Genomic DNA, 14,009 nt, shown 5'->3' with positions numbered 1-14,009 from the left:
GCTTGTCACTGGCAGACGCGCTGCTCGCCGCGGCAGGCGGCCTGCGGGAGGCCTCGGCCCTCCGCCGCAGCCTGGAGCAGGAGCGCGACGGTCTGGCCCCTCCCCGAAAGGTGGCTACCCGACCGTTCTACGTCGCCCTCGACCGCTGGTCCGAGAGCCGCCGCCAGCTCAAGGACAGCTATGTGCGCCCCAGGGAGTGGGCAGAGCGCGAGAAGGCGTTGCGGGACGCCGAGGCGCTACGCGACGCCAGCAACCGTGCGGCGACGGAGGCGGGCGAGCGGCTGCGTCGCCTCGAGCGCGTCCGCCGGGTCCGCCCCCTTCTGACAGCGCACGCGATGGCCGCGGCCTGGCTCGAGGCGAACCCGCACGCGCCGAGGCTTCCGGCGGACTTGGCAGAGCGCCTGCCTTCGGCTCGCGGCGCCCTGGCGCAGGCAGCGCATACCGTCGAGACGGCCCGTGCTGACCTCGCCCGCCTAGACGGCGACATCGCCGAGGTCGTGACCGATGACGCCCTCCTCGCGACGACCGAGGAGGTCCAAGCCCTGATGGGGATGGCAGGCCTCGTGGAGCAGGCGCTCGCCGGGCTACCGGGCGCGGAAGAAGCCCTCGAGGCGGCCCAAGCGAAGGTGGCCGAGCAGACGAGGGTCCTGGGTCATCCCGCCACGGCCGACCCAGCCTCCCTCGTGCCGCCGCCGACGCTGGTGACGCAGCTTCGCCGCTTGATGGCCGAGCATACGGCGCAGGAAGGGGCACTCGCGGGACTGCCCCGGCGGAAGGCGGAGCAGCAGGCCCGGCTTGCCGAGGCCGAGCGCGCCATCGCGGAGCTACCGCCGCTGGAGGACGTCCAGCAGTTGGAGGCGGTGCTTGCGGAGATCCGCCGGGAGGGCGACCCGGCTCGCAATCTCGCGGTGGCGGAGCGGGCAGTCACCGAGGCGGGGACACGTCTCTCTACCGCCCTCGCCCACCTTCCTACACCGCTGCGCGATCCCGGGGCGCTGACCTCGCTGGATCCTCCGACCGCAGCAGGGCTGGAACGACTGGCGGAGGTACGTGCCGCCGCGAAGCTCGCGTTGGAACGCCAGGATGACGCTGTCGGGCGGGCCGAGGCAGCCCTGGCCAAGGCCAGGAGCGAGCGTACGGTGCTGGAGGAGGGAGGCGCGCCGCCCACGCGGGAGGAACTGGCCCAGGCCCGGGCGCGCCGCGAGGAGGGCTGGGACCTCGTGTTCCGCCGACTGTCCGGCGAGGCGCCGGCCCCCGACGGGGACCGGGACTTCTGTGGCGGACGCCCCCTTGCCTTGGCATATGCCAATGCGGTTGCAGCCGCGGACCGGATCGCGGATGCGCGCTGGACGGAGGCGGAACGGGCGACACAGGCCGAGCGGCTCGTGCGCGTGCTCAAGGAGAGGGAGGCTGAATCGGCCGCGGCAAGGGCAGCCTTGGATATCGCCCGAGCGACGTTCGATGCAGCACAGGTGACTTGGGCGGCGGTCGTCCACCCGCTCGGGCTCGACGGCGGCGCGGGACTGGCCGAGGCCCAGCGGCTCCTGACGGCACGGGAAACGGCGCTGACCGCAGTGCAGGCGCTCGCGGTCTCGCAGGCAGGCCTGAGCGAGCTGAAGGCGCGCCAGGACAATGCCGCAGCACGGCTGCGGCCGATGCTGGGCGGAGCGGATCTCGAGGCGCTGCTCCTCCTCCTGGACAGGGCAGATGCCGTGGTCAGGCAGCGTCGGACGGCGCAGGATCGGCGGCGCGAGCACCTGGCGGCGGCGGCGGCCGCCCGGGCTGCCCTGGGCGACATCGAGCAGGAGCGCTGCCAAGCGACCGAGAGCCTGACGCGCTGGCAGGCCAAGTGGAGCGCCGCGCTCGAACGCCTGGGTCAGGCGCCGGATCTACCGGTCCATTTACTCGATGCCGTTTTGTCCGCCAGCGAATCCCTGGCGGGCGCTCTCCGGGAGGCTTCGCGGCTGAATGCCCAGGCGAGGATCTGGAGGGAAGGCCTGGAGCGGTTCGAGACCGGCTTCGCGATGATCTGCGAGCGGCTGGGGGTGCCTGCAGCGCCGGATGCGCTGGCCGGGATGCGCGAGCTGGCCCGCCGACAGCGGACCGAGGCGGCTCTCGCCGCACGGCGCGCCGCCTTGCTTGGCCAGAGGGAGAAAGGCCTGGCTACGCTGCGTCAGCACGAGGACACCCTCTCGAGGGCTGAGGCCGCACTGCGGGCGGTGGTGGCCGCGGCGGGGGCGACGACGGCTGAGGCGGCGGAGGAACGCATCGCTCTTGGTGCTGAACGGGCGCGCCACGAGGCAATGCGGGTCTCCGCCGAGGCCGATCTCCTCACGGCGGGCGATGGCCTGCCTCTGGAGGACCTCCGGGCTGAGGCAGCGGCGCATCCGGCGGACGGGCTAGAGGCGGCTTTGCAGGAGGCCGAGGAGGCTCAGCAGCGTCATGCCGCTGCGGCCCAGATCCAGGTGGCCGCTGTCACGACGCTCGGCCTGGAACTGCAGCGTCTTGCGGGGGATGACGCCGCCGTACGGGCAGCCGCGAACGAGGCGGCGGCAGCGGGTCAGCTCGGCCAGACGCTGGAGGACGCGCTGCTGATGCAGGTCGCCGCGGGCTTGCTGGATGCCGCGCTCGTCGCCGTCCAGGAGGGTGGTGACGATGCCCTCCTGCGCCGGATCGGTGCCGCCTTCTCGGAGCTGACCGACGGCGCCTACATCGGCGTCTCCTCCCGGGAGGACGATCGCGGGACGGCACGGCTCGTCCTGCGGATGAACGAATTCCCGGACGACGAGGTCGAGGTGGACCAGCTCTCCGAGGGCACGCGGGACCAGCTCTTTCTGGCATTGCGCCTCGTCGCCGTTGCCGATCAGGCGGCCAGCGGCACCGTGCTGCCCTTCGTCGGCGACGATGTCCTGCAGAGCTTCGACAACCAGCGTGCCGCGGCCGCCTTCCAGGCCCTCCTGCGGCTGAGCGAGACGACGCAGGTCATCCTGCTCAGTCATCACGAGCACCTGCTCGCGGTGCTACAGAATGCAATTCCTTCTTCGATTATCCACTTGCAGCGTGTGGACCGCTGACTTGGCCGGGCAATGATCGGTCTCTGACAGGGGCAGTGGGGCCTAACCTACTCGCTGGGCCACCCCGGTCTGGCCTGGATGGGGCAAGTCCGACAGCGGATGCCCGCTGTAGCCACTTGCGCGCCTCTACCCACCCAGTAACATTTCGCAGGCAGAAATCCGAGTGACGATAGGCATGGCAGTCACGCCTATTTCGGTTTCCCAGGGTGTTCTTTCGATTGTCGCCAAGCTGGACAGAGTGAGAGGCTGAAGTTCGAGCGTTGGGGTGTTCTGCTTCGGTGTGTCACTTCACGCCAAGGCATTCGCCCAATGCCCACAGGCACCGTCCCTCGCTGGATGTGCACACGGAGAGAGACTCAGGCCGCTAATTTCTGTAACTGTCCGGAACGGAACCGGACGTGAGTGGATCGCATGTCGAACAACTATGCAGGCCTCCGCCGTGACCTGGGCGATGACCATGAGGCGCTGGAGCGGTGCGCCAAGTGTCTCCTCGCCATGCGGGAGCGCCTGACCCCCATCCGCAGCCGTAAGAGCGAAAGTTCCCTGCTGCTTGCCACCTGGAACATCCGCGACTTCGATTCGAACAAGTTCGGTTGGGGAGAGCGGTTGCCGGAAACTTTCTACTACATCGCCGAGATGATTTCGTGCTTCGACCTCGTGGCCGTGCAGGAGGTAAACGAGGACCTCTCGCCGCTCCGAAGGCTGGTCCGCATACTCGGCCGCGAATGGGACTACATCGTTACCGACGTCACGGAAGGCCGGGGCGGCAATGGCGAGCGGATGGCCTTCCTGTTCAACACGGAGAAGGTCTGGTTCAGGAAGATTGCGGGCGAGATCGTGCTGCCCGATGGCCAGCTCGTCGTTGCCCGCAGGAAGGTGAAGCCGAAGGATCAGCCCGACATTCCCGCGACTACGGTCGAGACCCGTCAGCAGTTCGCACGCAGTCCCTTCCTTGTGGCGTTCCAGTCGGGCTGGTTCCGCTTCAGCTTGTGCACCGTCCACATCTATTACGGTGATGACAGTGGAGACCAGCTGCAGCAGAGGATCGACGAGATCAGGAAGCTCGTCACCTTCTTCGCCAAGCGGCAGGACGAGACCAAGACTGATAAGGACCAACCCAACGAGCGCGAGAACTACATCCTGCTCGGTGACTTCAACGTCGTCAGTCCCGAGCACGAGACGATGCAGGCGCTACAGAGCAAGGGGTTCAAGGTCCCTGCCGAGATCGACGGAGACAAGGTCCGTCAGGAGGGCGACCACTTCTACGACCAGATCGCCATCCGGGTGAAGGACAAGCGGTTCAAGGTCCTCGGCGGCGGCCTCCTCCAGCTCTTCGAAGATGTCTTCCGGGACGAGGACCTGGACATCTACGCGAAGCACCTGCCCGCCGTGGATCCGGAGAAGAAGGCCAGACTCCGAGCGACAACACGCGAGGCAAGGTACCGGAAGTGGCGGACCTGGCAGATGTCGGATCACGCTCCGCTCTGGGTCGAGCTGAGGACCGACTTCGCCGACGACTTTCTCCGATCCTTCGCTGCCCCGAACGACGGCTAGGCACGGGCTGTGGCACCGTCATCGCTGCTGGGCGGGGATTCCCAGAAAGGGTAGCCCGCCTGGTCAATTCGGCAGGGCCATCGACCCGAGCCGTCGGAGGTTGTCGGCCATCTGGTGGGCCGTCTGGTCAGCAAGGATCCCCCAGATTGCCTGACAGGCAGCGACGACATCTGAGACTTCCCCGGGCTGCAAGGGGCCATCCCGTCCCGATGCGAAGGGACCGTCCGTCTCGGTGAGCACACGATCCCGAGGCATTGCCGCGAGCAAGTCCCTACCGCGCTGGGACCGCACCATCGCGGGGCCGACCGAGAACCAGCACCCCAGGCGGACTGCCCGGTCGAGTTCGCGACGGCTCCCCGAGAACCAGTAGAGGATCATGATACCGGCACCTGGAGCACTCTCGAAGGCATCGAGCACGGCATCCGCAGCCCGCCTGCTGTGCACGGTCATTACCCTTCCCCCCTCCTTGGCACAGGCACGGAGGATGCGGTCGAAGCAGCGGCGCTGGACGTCTTGGTGAGGGCGGAGTTCGGGGGATCCATCCAGGCCGACCTCGCCTACGTATCTGGTTTCGGGAAGCAGTCCCTCGAACAGGGCTAGTTCGCCATGACGCTCGTGCGCGATCTGAGGGTGCAGTCCGAGCGCGGTCCTGATCCGGGGCACTCCCTGCGCCAGGGCCGCGGTCCCGCGCCAGGCCTTGGGCGTCGTCGTGACGGACAGCACGTGGTGACCCTGCTCCCGGGCGGCCGCCACGACGGATCGCGGGTCGGGATAGAGGTCGAGGTGACAGTGGAAGTCGATCACACCACCACATTATGGGCTGCCAGGTAGGAGCGCACCTCGGCCAGCCCCCGCCCCACCACGCCCTCGTATTCCGCTCGCCTAGCCGGATCCGGGGGGAGTGGCCCCGGCGCCCCTTGCGGCCCTTGCCCGCCTCCACCCTCAGCCACTCCGACAGCTTGTCGGCAAACGGATCCAGGCGGCTCGGGCGCTCAGGGACCTTGAACCGCACCTCCACGGCGTCCAACCGCAGGTACTTGCGGATCGTGTTCCGCGACAGGCCCGTCCGCCGCTCGATCTCTCGAATGGGGATCCGATCCCGGTGATGCCACCGGCGGATCACGCTCAACAACTCCATGTCGATCACTCCGATAACCCCGGCCATCCGGCCGGGGAGGTGAACAGACACGGGTCATTTCTCAGCGAAAACTCTGGCCCCTCCCGGGTCAGCTCTCAGTGCAAATCAACAAGATCGGGAAAGGTCGCGATCCGCTCGCGCAGGTACCGGCTGAATGGATCGAGCAGGGTGCCCCGGGGCTGGCGCGGGCCGTAGACCGGCGGCTCCAGGCCGCGCTCCACGTATTCGCGCACCGTCTTGCGGTCGAGCCCGGTCCGCCGGGCAATGGCGGACACCGAGAGGCCCTGCCGGTGCAGGTCCAGGATCAGGACGACCTCCCCAAGTCGGACCACCGGCGCCGCTCCCCCGTCAGGACAGGGGCAGCATGGGGTCCATGGCCAGCCGACTGAGGCGTTCCTGGCCAGGCCGGCCCGTCAGACCAGCTGGGGAATTTTCAGTCGGCACTTCTGGGGAGTGTCGTCTCGGCGCCTACAACTGGGGCAAAGTTCCCTGTTCGCCAGTTCGGGGAGTGGCGGATCGACCGTCGCGAGGAGTTCGATCCCGGCAATCGATCCAAGACTCTCGGCAGCACCAATGGCATCACGAATGGCCAACTGATTGAGGCAGTGCGGCGGGATGGCTACTTCCTCGTGTACTCGCGCCGCTGGTAGTGAGATTGCTTCATGACAGCGGCGCGAGGGGAGAGATCAATGCCCTGGGTTGCGAACACCCTTTCAGATGAACTAGGGGTCGGGACGAAACTGCTTCTTGCGCATACCTATGTTGGCAACCGGCGACGCGTGCAGTCAGGAGAGCACCTTGAGGTCCAGTTCGGCCAGATGCTCCAACGAATATACGTCGTGAGCGCGACACCGAAGGAGATGATCCTGGAAACGCAGGTCGGCACACGGTGGAAGGCCACGCCCGCCACGCGGTCAGAAAAGATTCAGGGCTTCCAGGAAGGCAAGGGCACCGGTGAGAGGTGGGTTGTGCGGGGCGAGGTAACACCCGGCTGAACGGTGGGTTGAGCAAGGTGCTGCGCGGCGCGCCCATGGGGCGAAGCGCCGGGCCTGGGCCGATGGTCCGACGCGAGTTCTGAAGCGATGCACCCATAGATGATCGGTCTGAAAGGTAAGTATCCCGCAAATTTTCTCGCTCGCTATCTCTGCGGGTCGTACTTTCCTTTGGAAGCCACGGAGTATCCGGCAGCAGCCCTTCTTCCTTGGAGCTGTTGTCGCACGCCCGCATCTCGTGTCAGCACTCCGAAGCCTGCAACGTCGTGGCGCTGACTGCAGCGGATGGACGTGCGGAGCGCCGCACCATAGATCTTCAAGCTCCTTTCCGGCGATCCGTGCGCCAACACGGTGGTTCAGTCCCACTGCGACTGAGCCCTAGAGGACGCTACCGAGCGGACCCAGGCGCTGATGCTGCAGCACGATGAGCAAGGCGAGGTGGAGTGGGGCGCCATCCACCTCGCGAGCGTAGAGTTGGCGGGAGGGCTGTTCATGCGCGAGACGAGGAACTGACACTCGCCTGCCCGTCAACACGCGCCCGCCGGCAGTGATCCTACCCCGCGAGCTTGACCGTCGAGAGATGCGGCCGAAAAATCTTGCTGCTCTTGTCCTTCACCTCAACGCGAGTGCCGCGTAGCGTCTCGACAGTCTTCACAACGGTACCACGACGCTGTGTGCTCACGCCGGCGCCGGTGGTGTCGAAACGCACTGCAGATCCACGCTTGAACTGATTAGGGCGTTGTTGCGTAATCCCGACTGAGGGCGAGCCCTGCCATTTTTTGCGGGTCGATCAGGCACGGGCGATGGTGTTGGGCATACCAAGGGCGTTGAAGGTGTTCAGGATGGCGCAGCGGATCTGCACTTCGGCCACCTGACGGGCGGGATCCCGGGCCGAGAGGCGCTCGCCCAGGCGCTTGAGGCGCGACATGGCCGTCTCGATGCGGTGGCGCTGCTTGTAGAGCGTCGCATCATGCGGGATGGCGACCTTGCGCGCCTTCCTGGAGGGAATGCAGGGGGTGGTGCCACGCTCGGTCAGGGCGTCGCGGAACCAGTTGGCGTCGTAGCCGTGGTCGACCAGCAGCGTTCCGGCCGGAGCCATCGAGGTACCCACCCGGAGAGGGCCGCGGTTGACGATCAGGCGGCGGCTGGCAGGGCTGTGGGCTGGGGCGTCCAGTTCCACGGCAGGAGCTGGTCGAGCCTGGAGGCGGGGTGATCGGCGATGCGGGCGAGCACGTTGGCGAGCCAAGCCCTGGGGTCGATGCCGTTCAGCTTGGCGGTGGTGATGAGGGAGAGCATCACGGCGGCCCGCTCGCCGCCCCGGTCGGAGCCCGCGAACAGCCAGGCTTTACGACCGAGGGCGACGCCACGGAGGGCGCGCTCGGCGGCGTTGTTGCTGAGGCAGATCCGGCCGTCGCCGAGGAACCGGGTGAACGCCACCCAGCGCGTGAGGGCGTAGTCCAGCGCCTTGGCGACGTCGTTGTGGCGCGACAGCCTGGCCCTGTTCTCGACCATCCAGGCGTGGAGGTCGGCCACGAGCGGGGCCACGACGGTCCGGCGATGCTGCAGGCGGTCGGGTGCCGGGCGCCCGTTCACCTCCCGCTCGGCATCAAACACCCCGTCGATGCGCCGCACGGCCTCAGCCGCGAGCGGCGCCCGGGCGACCTCGGTCAGTTCGAAGGCTTTCCGCCGGAAATGCGCCCAGCACGCCGCCTCGACGATCGGCCCGGGCTTGCGGTCGGGCCGGTAGAGCTCGCCGAACCCGGCATAGGCGTCCGCCTGCAAGATGCCCGCGTAGGAGGCCAGATGACGCCTGGGGTGCTCGGCCGTGCGGTCGCGGGAGAACTGGAACAGGGCAGCAGGCGGATCAGGTCCGCCGAACGGCCGGTCATCCCGCACGTAGGTCCAGAGCCGGGCCGTGACGGTCTTGCCGCGGGCGAGTAGCGGCACGGTGGTGTCGTCTCCGTGCAGCCGCTCGGCGGCCAGGACGTGGGCCGCGATCAGGGCGTGGAGCGGCGAGAGCACGGCCGCGGCGGTGCCGACCCAGTCGGCCAGGGTGGAGACGCTCAGCTCCACCCCCTCGCGGCCGTAGGTCTCGCTCTGACGGTTGAGCGGCAGGTGCTGGCCGAACTTGGCCTCCAGGACCATGGCCAGCAGGTTCGGTCCGGCGCGCCCGCGGGCGATGGGGTGGAACGGCGCGGGCGGCTGAGTGATGGCCTCGCAAGACCGGCAGCTGAACCGCTCGCGCACGGTCTGGATCACCTTCCAGGACCGGGGCACCACCTCCAGGGTCTCGGTGACGTCCTCGCCGAGCCTGGACAGCCCTCCGCCGCAGCAGGGGCAGGCAGAGGGCGACGGGATCACCACGCGCTCGCGCGGCAGGTGGGCGGGGAGCGGACCCCGGACCGGCCTGCGAGGCGGCGCCCCGGACCGATCTCCGCCATGGCCCTCGGCCCGGGTCGCGTCCTCGGCCACCGTGGCGACGAGTTCGCCGAGTTCCAGTTCCAACTGATCCAGCAGCTTGCGCCCGCGCTCGGAGGAGGCGCCGAACCGGTCGTGCCGGAGCTTGGCGATGACGAGCTTGAGGTGGGCGATCATCGCCTCCGCGCCGGTCGCGCGCGCCTCGGCAGCGATGCGGGCCTCGCGCTCCGCGGCCAGCGCCGCGCGGAGCGCCTCGATGTCGTCGGTCTGCTCCGGCGTGGGCATCACGGGGGAAGTGAATCAGACGACCTCCCGTGCCGCCACCGAAATCATCGGCGTGCTCGCCGTGGCCTACCCCGCGACCTGCGGCCTGTAGGTGTGCTGCGGGTTCCGCCAGTCGATCCCGTCCAGCATGTAGGCCAGCTGCGCCGAGGAGATGGACACGGTACCGCCGGTGGTCGCGGGCCACAGAAAGCGCCCCCGTTCCAGACGCTTGGCATAGAGGAACATGCCGAGCCCGTCATGCCAGAGGATCTTGACCAGGTCGCCGCGCCTGCCGCGGAACACGTAGAGGTCACCCGCGTGCGGATCGCGCCCGAGCGCCTCCTGCACCTGCAGCGCCAGCCCGTTCATGCCGCGGCGCATGTCCGTGTGGCCCACCGCCAGCCACACCCGCACACCGGAGGGGACAGGGATCACCGCCGCAAGGCGGCCAGCACGCGCCGCAACGCCGCTGCATCCACCTCCGCACCCACCCGCACGAGGGTGCCATCCGGCAACGCGATCTCGATCCGTGGATCCACGATCGCCACGGCGGGTGCCGCAGGCCCGGGCGGGACCGGGTCGCTCACCCGCACCGGCAGGAACACCGGCTCGGAGGCACCGGGAACCACCAGGCGCCCCTGCCGCAGCTGACGCCGCCAGTACCAGAGCAGGCCGCGGCTGATGTCGTGCCGCCGCGCCACCTCGGACGTCCGTGCTCCCGGCTGCTCCGTCTCGGCCAGCACGCGCAACTTGTCCTCGTCGCGCCAGCGACGCCGACGCTCCACGCCGGTGATGATCTCCATCCCGCCCCCGTCCTTAGCGTCGCCCTTACGAGCGTCACTAAGGTCAGAAAGCATCATCCCTCACAGAAGGCGGCCCTCGCCGGACGGGTACGCATCGAGGACAGCAGCACCCGCGCGCCGATATAGCCCGAGGTCTGGCCCGCGGTCAGGAACAGGCGGATGGGACGGCCCTTCGCGTCGGCCAGGGCGTGGAGCTTCGAGTTCAGGCCGCCCTTGGTGCGTCCGATGAGTCGGCTGCGCGCCCCTTTTGACGGCGCAGGGACGCTGCCGTGCGATGCGCCTTCAGGTGCGTCGCATCCATCATCACCATGCGGTTGTCCCCGCCCTCCTCGGTCAGCGTCATCAGCATGCGGGCGAACACCCCCATTCGGCTCCAGCGGACCCAGTGGTTGTAGAGGGTCTCGGGTGGGCCGTAGGCGAGAGGCGCATCGCGCCAGCGCAGCCCGTTGCGGTTGACGAAGACGATGCCGCTCGGGACGCGCCGGTCATCCACCCAGGCGCGGCCGCGCGACTTCGGAAAGAACGGCGCCAGCCGCTCCATCTGCACGTCGTTCAACCAGAAGAGATCGTCCATCCCGACCCCGTCGCCCTCCGGCGGGGTGAATCATGACCAGCGCCACCACAGCATCCCTTTATGGGTCCTGACCCTAGTTGTCCGGTTGTGAGACCTCCTTGGCATTCTCGACGATGAGGCGTGCGCGGGCGATGTCATCTGGGCCTGCGCGCTCTTCTGGTAGCTCAGGCTTAGGTCGGGCGAGCTTTCGTCGTGCCCGGAGGCGTTCCTTGACGACCTGGTCGGGCGTCTTGCCGTCGAGAACACGCTGGCGGCGCGCGTTGTAGGCGGCGTTGAAGCCCCGGAGCAGCTGCTCCAACTGGGCGTGGGACCAGATGGTGATGCCCAGCACTTCGCTGCCGACCCGCCCATTGAATCTCTCGACCATGCCGTTTGTTTGCGGCGAGTAGGGTCGGGTGCGACGGCACTCCGCGCCGAGCTCGGCGCAGACACGGGCGAAGGCAGGTGTGAAACAGCTGCAGTTGTCGGTCAGCACGTGGGTGAGGCGGAACGGGAAAGCCTTGGCTGCTTCGTGGAGGAAGGCGATGGCGCTGCGCTCGGTCTCGTCATCCTTGACGGCCAAGTGGACGGAGCGGGACCGGCGGTCGATGGCAACGTAGAGGTAGCGTTTCCGGCGCTCGCCATCGGCTGTCTGCAGCTTTGGCAGGTGCTTGATATCGATGTGGACGAAGCCGAGGTCATAGTCGCGGAAGGTGCCCTTGCCGCGGACAGGCCTGCCGGACGGGGGCGGTGGCCGACGGTTCAGCCCCTCCGACCTGAGGATGCGCCAGATGCTGTCGCGGTTCAGGTGCGGCAGGAAGTGGGTCACGACGAAGGTGAGGTCGTCGAGGGCGAAGTGGGTGGCCCGGCGCAGGGCACAGACTACGGCCCGCTCCTCGTCCGTGGCCTTCCACGGCAGCTTATGGGGCCGGGCCGAGTGGTCGAGGCAGTCCGAAGGACCCCGCTTGCGCCACTTGCGGATGGTCTCGCTGCTCACCCCGAAGCGCCGGGCGAGGACACCCGAGGGCTCGGTGGAGCGGGCGATCTCGGCCCGGACGGCGGGGGTGGTACGGGCGTTGGGGTGGATCTGGAGCACCGCTCACCTCCCTCCCGGCACGGCGCCCTTCAGGCGCTCGAAGCGATCCGCATAGTCTACGATGGCCAGGCCCACCGGATCCCAACAATGTTCCGCGACCAAACAACTAGCTTACTGCGGTCATACCGGGCCCAGTTCTCCTGCGTCGCACATGCCGGCATCTCAGCCTACACCCACTGCCTAATGCCAATCACATCCGATTCTATTCCTCACCCATGTTCCCGGACGGATACGGAGATAAGGCGGATTGGACAAGACCTATTAGGGTCAGCTGACTGTAAGCGGCCAAGTTGCCATCTCTTGTGCCGGTCCAGCACAATACCTATGCGGCAACGTGACTCAACGGCAGGCTAATTCTGCGTCCCATCCTACGAGCAGGCAGCTCAACCCAGAGATAAGACGCCCAGGAGAGAATCAGAACCACCACCGTCACACAGATCATTCGGAGCAATACCCATTGATCCAGCCAGGGCCAAACATCGCCGACCCAATTGTTTAGCTGAAGTACTATCCAATGTAATAGATAGATAGAGAACGAAATTTCCCCAAGGAACATCATGGGGCGGCTTGAAAGTGTCCTGGCGACCGGGTTATCCATTTGTGCTGCCAGCAGAAGAAGAGGAAGTATGAGTAGATTTCCGGCCCATACCATGCCTGGTAGGTTCGCCAGAACTAGCAATCCGGCGATCACCGCACTGCAGGGCAGAACAGGCAGGATCCGTTTTCCTACAAAGAACACATAGGCTAATACGCCAGCAGCCATCCCGCACAGCATTCGTGCCATCCCAGGCGAGCCAGTTGCACTGTGAGGGGCGCCCCAAACGTTGAGAATAGCTGGGACTCCAAGCACACACGCAGAAGCTAGGCAAATGGCTACCGTGGGAGATCTTACCCAACGAACTCCGAGGAGGAACACCGGAAATACGAGATAGCCGGCCCACTCAGCACTCAGTGACCAAGCAGGAGTATTCCAACTCGTGGGAAAGAAATATCCCCAATTCTGGATTAGCAACAACTGTGCGGCGAAATTCTCGTAGCTCCACCGTCCTGATGTATGATAGCGATCGGCGAATCCCGGGACTACTAGCACCACGCACAGTACCAACAGCAGTGACGCCAGATGGAGCGGATAGATTCGAGCCAAACGCGCCTGCAGGAAGTTCCTGTAAGCTTCCCATCCCCCACCTTCGAGTTGCCATCGATATACGTGAATAAGCACAAAACCGCTGAGAACGAAAAACAAGTCAACTCCTAAGAAACCGAGCTTAACGCCTGGGAAACTGGGATCATCGACGAGGTGGTAAAGAAAGACCCAGATTGCACCCAGGCCGCGAAGCCCAGTCAATGCAGGTATGAAGCGTGGCTGATCTCCAGAAGACATTTCGCATCTCGTGATACCTAGCCGGCATGTTGAGCGAGAAGTGCGCCACAAGAAGAACCTTAAAATTATCAGGCCCTTACGGGTACGATCGCCCGATCGTCGCTGCCGTGCGTCAAATCCTTTTACAGTCTATCCTGGAGGGGGCAGCGAGGTAGCGCTGCGCGCCGACGCTGTTGAGCTTCGCGGTCCCGAATAGCGACATAAGGGCGGCCCAGTGCGCGCCGCCTTCGTTGGACCCGGCCAACAGGCGCTTTGCAGGAGAGGATAAGCGGGCGTCGCACGTTCACTGGAGTCGTTTAAGGGTCAACGCGTCCGTGATCCAGGGATTGAGTCGGGCCATCCCGTTGACTCAGGACATAACGGATCGCCTCCGCCGTCTTGCTGCGGCCGAGAACGCGGCCAAGCTAGACGTTGAGTTAGGCGGTTAAGCCTTCAATGAGGCGCCGAATCCTTTCTTCTAAGGACTCGCGACTGGCTCGGCGGCCTGTCGCAGATCCCTGCTTTGACGGCGTTGAGTGGGGCAATGCACCAGAGCGCCTCCTTAGAGATCAGTGTTCCGCCGAGGGCGATGTCGGAGAACCCGCGCCGGGCAGTGACCGCACCGGACCTTGCTCCCTACGCAGCCCATAACGCGGAGCGGATCACCACCCCTCTTCCTGGGACTGGCGCAGACCATGAGAAACGTGGCAAAAGCACAATGAATGGTCGAGTGGGAGCTGACGGGGATCTGGGCATC

Annotated in this window: 10 protein-coding genes and 3 pseudogenes; 3 read left to right on the top strand and 10 right to left on the bottom strand. The window is 66.5% G+C overall.

The annotated features are described in order from the left end of the window. Positions 1-2: 2 nt before the first annotated feature. Entirely contained in the window at positions 3-3,074 is a 3,072-nt protein-coding gene (locus tag ACP6CK_RS29085; protein ID WP_426960018.1) for a hypothetical protein, read from the top strand. Between the two features lie 411 nt (positions 3,075-3,485). Continuing rightward, positions 3,486-4,628, top strand: coding sequence for an endonuclease/exonuclease/phosphatase family protein (locus ACP6CK_RS29080; RefSeq protein WP_426960017.1), 1,143 nt, complete (start codon positions 3,486-3,488; stop codon positions 4,626-4,628). A 63-nt stretch (positions 4,629-4,691) separates the two neighbouring features. Here the strand turns inward: ACP6CK_RS29080 and qatD are convergent, their stop codons facing one another. From qatD to ACP6CK_RS29065, 3 genes and pseudogenes are all read right to left on the bottom strand, one after another. After that, positions 4,692-5,432, bottom strand: coding sequence for a Qat anti-phage system TatD family nuclease QatD (gene qatD, locus ACP6CK_RS29075; RefSeq protein WP_426960015.1), 741 nt, complete (start codon positions 5,430-5,432; stop codon positions 4,692-4,694). A gap of 76 nt (positions 5,433-5,508) precedes the next feature. Continuing rightward, positions 5,509-5,766: pseudogene (locus ACP6CK_RS29070) on the bottom strand (IS21 family transposase); the annotation flags it as partial. A gap of 110 nt (positions 5,767-5,876) precedes the next feature. Further along, positions 5,877-6,098, bottom strand: a pseudogene (locus tag ACP6CK_RS29065) (helix-turn-helix domain-containing protein); the annotation flags it as partial. A gap of 357 nt (positions 6,099-6,455) precedes the next feature. On the opposite strand from ACP6CK_RS29065, the gene ACP6CK_RS29060 reads away from it, so the two are divergent. Beyond that, on the top strand, positions 6,456-6,761 hold the full coding sequence (locus ACP6CK_RS29060) for a hypothetical protein (RefSeq protein ID WP_426960014.1): 306 nt from the start codon (positions 6,456-6,458) through the stop codon (positions 6,759-6,761). A 787-nt stretch (positions 6,762-7,548) separates the two neighbouring features. Here ACP6CK_RS29060 and ACP6CK_RS29055 read toward each other — a convergent pair. The 7 genes and pseudogenes from ACP6CK_RS29055 to ACP6CK_RS29025 all read right to left on the bottom strand — a co-directional run bounded on the left by ACP6CK_RS29055 (position 7,549) and on the right by ACP6CK_RS29025 (position 13,273). Further along, entirely contained in the window at positions 7,549-7,857 is a 309-nt protein-coding gene (locus ACP6CK_RS29055) for a transposase (RefSeq protein WP_426960013.1), read from the bottom strand. Between the two features lie 35 nt (positions 7,858-7,892). Next, positions 7,893-9,461, bottom strand: coding sequence for an IS66 family transposase (gene tnpC / locus ACP6CK_RS29050; RefSeq protein WP_426960012.1), 1,569 nt, complete (start codon positions 9,459-9,461; stop codon positions 7,893-7,895). A 66-nt stretch (positions 9,462-9,527) separates the two neighbouring features. After that, a complete protein-coding gene (gene tnpB / locus ACP6CK_RS29045) occupies positions 9,528-9,875 on the bottom strand; it encodes an IS66 family insertion sequence element accessory protein TnpB (RefSeq protein WP_426960011.1) in 348 nt (115 codons plus the stop codon). Then, complete coding sequence (gene tnpA / locus ACP6CK_RS29040; RefSeq protein ID WP_426960010.1) at positions 9,872-10,243, bottom strand: IS66-like element accessory protein TnpA; 372 nt, start codon at positions 10,241-10,243, stop codon at positions 9,872-9,874. The genes tnpB and tnpA overlap by 4 nt, the downstream gene beginning before the upstream one ends. Positions 10,244-10,335: 92 nt before the next feature. After that, positions 10,336-10,817, bottom strand: a pseudogene (locus tag ACP6CK_RS29035) (IS5 family transposase); the annotation flags it as partial. Between the two features lie 73 nt (positions 10,818-10,890). Then, positions 10,891-11,892 carry a DDE-type integrase/transposase/recombinase gene (locus ACP6CK_RS29030; protein ID WP_426960009.1) on the bottom strand — a complete coding sequence of 334 codons (1,002 nt, stop codon included), beginning with the start codon at positions 11,890-11,892 and terminating at the stop codon, positions 10,891-10,893. A 322-nt stretch (positions 11,893-12,214) separates the two neighbouring features. Then, on the bottom strand, positions 12,215-13,273 hold the full coding sequence (locus ACP6CK_RS29025) for an acyltransferase family protein (RefSeq protein WP_426960008.1): 1,059 nt from the start codon (positions 13,271-13,273) through the stop codon (positions 12,215-12,217). Positions 13,274-14,009: the final 736 nt, after the last annotated feature.

The organism is Muricoccus radiodurans, assembly GCF_050154705.1.
Classification (GTDB): Bacteria; Pseudomonadota; Alphaproteobacteria; order Acetobacterales; family Acetobacteraceae; genus Roseomonas; species Roseomonas radiodurans.
This window is presented reverse-complemented; position numbering and strand designations above follow the sequence as displayed.

Excerpts from the sequence above, each read along its gene's own strand:
- tnpA (WP_426960010.1), bottom strand. The coding sequence starts at position 10,243 with ATGGAGATCATCACCGGCGTGGAGCGTCGGCGTCGCTGGCGCGACGAG.
- tnpC (WP_426960012.1), bottom strand. The coding sequence starts at position 9,461 with ATGCCCACGCCGGAGCAGACCGACGACATCGAGGCGCTCCGCGCGGCG.
- ACP6CK_RS29080 (WP_426960017.1), top strand. The coding sequence starts at position 3,486 with ATGTCGAACAACTATGCAGGCCTCCGCCGTGACCTGGGCGATGACCAT.
- ACP6CK_RS29060 (WP_426960014.1), top strand. The coding sequence starts at position 6,456 with ATGCCCTGGGTTGCGAACACCCTTTCAGATGAACTAGGGGTCGGGACG.
- ACP6CK_RS29055 (WP_426960013.1), bottom strand. The coding sequence starts at position 7,857 with ATGGCTCCGGCCGGAACGCTGCTGGTCGACCACGGCTACGACGCCAAC.
- ACP6CK_RS29025 (WP_426960008.1), bottom strand. The coding sequence starts at position 13,273 with ATGTCTTCTGGAGATCAGCCACGCTTCATACCTGCATTGACTGGGCTT.